The organism is Mesorhizobium sp. WSM4837 (assembly GCF_055811435.1).
This window is the reverse complement of the sequence record NZ_JBVVQE010000167.1, coordinates 1-2,577: the sequence shown is the minus strand read 5'-3', so window position 1 is coordinate 2,577 and position 2,577 is coordinate 1. Positions and strand designations below refer to the sequence as shown.

Below are 2,577 nucleotides of genomic sequence, written 5' to 3'. Positions count from 1 at the left end.
CCGATCCCACGACATAATGCACACCTCGCTATGTTATTGAAAAAGCTGGATCTGCTGATCCTGTGATTGTGATAATGGACTGTGTCCGCTCCTGCCGGAATGGTGCTGGATATCGAGTTGCTCGATATCTTCATGACGGATGATCCAGGGCGTACCCTTGCAATACTGCTCGGCCTTCAGATCGCCGGCGCGGATCATGCGCAGCACGGTCATTGGCCGCAGCCCGAGCTTCGCAGCCGTTTCCTGCAATGTATACTCGCCGCGCTCCGACCGTTCGTCCTTTTTGTAGACGGCGATGTCGTGCTGGTTGCGGAAAGTGCAGACACGGGACTGCGTCCATCCGTTCTGACGACCCGTGGTTTTGCCGAGCCGGTTGAGAAGCGATGCGATCGCTCTATCCGGCAATTGGCGTGCCAGGGCACGGATCAGTTCCTCGATGTCCGGCGGGGCGCCCCAACGGTGATGGCCTGCCTTGTTCTTCCTGACCGAAAGCGCGGTATGGTCGCCGCCCTGCCAATGCACCAGCATTTTGATGTGGTCGTCTTCGATGGCGACGACAATCTCGCGGATCACGGCACGGATGATCCGCTTGCGCGTGGTGGCGGTGGCGTTGGCATGATGCCATGCCAGTTCGAGATCGGCGCCCATGCGCAGCAGGCTCCGCCGTTCCTCGTCTCCCAGAGCCTCAGGCTTGTGGCGGTCGAGCGCGTCAAGCTCGTCCTGACGCTCGCGGACGGCTACGAGCGCGGCATTCCAGCGTCGCTCCAGTTCGCCTGCTACAAGCCGGTTGTCCGGGTCGACGGCGTCATACTGGCGGCGTGCATGGGCGGCTTCATAACGTGCTTGCTCGAGTGCGAGCTCCACATGGCGCCGCTTCTCTCCAGCCTGCACGCGGTGGAGGTCTCGATGGCCTTGATCGCCGCTTCTATGCCGAGCGGTTGAAGGCGTTGAAGAACCTCCGCGCTGACCGCCTGATCGACCCGCAACGATCCGAAGCCAATGCACGGGTCGGTTCCGTGGTTGAGCTGCGCTCCGCGGCAATGATAGCGCCCCGTATTGCCGTTGCTGCCGGAATAGGAGACATGCAGCTTGCGGCCGCAATGGCCGCAGCGCAAGAGACCGCCGAGCAGCAACTCGCCCCGGCGAAGAGCACCGCGCGGCACCAAGCCTTTGCTTGTGGCGTTGTCCGTGATCAGGCGCTGATTCCTCTCAAAATCGTGCCAGCTCAGGTAGCCTTCGTGATGGTCGATGAGCAAGACCTCCCAGTCGGCGCGATCGCGCCTGATCCCGCGCAAAATCCGTTTGCGTCCGGCCTCTATGGTGACTTTGCTGCAGGTTCGCCCGAACGCATAGGCGCCGGCGTAGATCGGGTTGGTGAGAATGTGGTGCACCGTATTGTAGACGGGCAGCTTCCAGACGATCGCCCTGTCCGCCGCGCGCGTGTAATTTACGGCAGGGAGCATAATGCCTTCGCTGCGCAGCCACAGATGCACCTGCCGGATGCTCTGCAGTTCGTCGAAACGCCGGAATACAAGATCGATCGCCTCGCGGATCCGCAGGTCCGGGTCTTTCTCGATCCGGTTCCGGCCCGACTTGACGTAACCGATCGCCACCGTCAGGAAAAGTTCGCCCCGTCGTGCCTTCTGCTTCAGGGCTTCGATCGAGCGGGCCCGCAGGATCGAAAGCTCCAGTTCGCTCATCGTGCCCTTCATGCCGAGCAGCAACCTGTCGTTGGGATGACGCGGTTCGTAGATGCCGTCCTCATCGATGATGAGCGTTCCGACAAGGCCGCAAAACTCGATGAGCGTATGCCAGTCCCGGCCATTGCGGGCCAGCCGAGAGGCTTCAATGGCGAGGACCGCACCAACCCGACCTTCGCAGATCGCCGCCAGAAGCTTCTCAAAGCCCGGACGGCTGATGCCAGACCCTGAACGACCGAGATCTTCATCAATGACGATGGCGTCTTTCCAGCCAAGGGACCGCGCTCGCTCGGCAAGGCCATATTGGCGTCGCCGGCTCTCGGGATTGTTGACGAGTTGATCGGCCGTCGACTGCCGGACATAGACATAGGCGCCGCGCGCGAGATGTTCAGCGGTGATCTTCATGATCTGCCTCCCGTCCCGTCTGGCTCACCACCGCTTCCCTCAGCAAGGTCTCGATCAGCGGGAGGGTGCGTTCCCGGACTTCGCCTGGAAGACTCGATGGCGGAGCCTTCGTGGAAAACAGGTCTGGTTGGTCGGTTCGGCATTGCCTGCGCTGCATGGTCGTCTCCTGGCTGGCGTGAGTCGCTCTGCAGAAAACGTAGACCTGCATCCACCTCGCGGCGCAGGTCGCGCAGGCATGAAAGGGGAAAACGGGGCGCCTCGCGAACCGCCATCGTCAGGGCGATCTCTTCCGTCATCCAGATCGGAATCAGCGCCAGGCTGCCATCCGGTTGTCGCCCGACATAGGCCGGCTCACCGCAATAACGCTGACGGCCTGTAACGAAAATCTCCCCGCCCGAACGCGGATGAAAGGCGTAACGGACAATCTTCTTTGCCTCGCCATCCTGATAACGGGCATTATGAGCCCAGTCCG

3 protein-coding genes are annotated in these 2,577 nt (G+C 61.5%); all 3 read right to left on the bottom strand.

Going from position 1 to position 2,577, the window contains the following annotated elements:
• Positions 1–33: 33 nt before the first annotated feature.
• On the bottom strand, positions 34–864 hold the full coding sequence (locus tag AC0L3D_RS36360) for a helix-turn-helix domain-containing protein (protein ID WP_473647494.1): 831 nt from the start codon (positions 862–864) through the stop codon (positions 34–36).
• A complete protein-coding gene (locus tag AC0L3D_RS36355) occupies positions 777–2,105 on the bottom strand; it encodes a recombinase family protein (protein ID WP_473647493.1) in 1,329 nt (442 codons plus the stop codon). Before AC0L3D_RS36355 ends, AC0L3D_RS36360 begins: the two co-directional genes overlap by 88 nt.
• Positions 2,102–2,577, bottom strand: a 476-nt coding sequence (locus tag AC0L3D_RS36350; RefSeq protein ID WP_473518983.1) for a hypothetical protein, incomplete at its 5' end; no start/stop codon positions are given. The genes AC0L3D_RS36350 and AC0L3D_RS36355, both read right to left, overlap by 4 nt.

Bases quoted from the DNA above. Each gene is read 5' to 3' on its own strand.
- AC0L3D_RS36355 (WP_473647493.1), bottom strand. From the start codon at position 2,105: ATGAAGATCACCGCTGAACATCTCGCGCGCGGCGCCTATGTCTATGTC.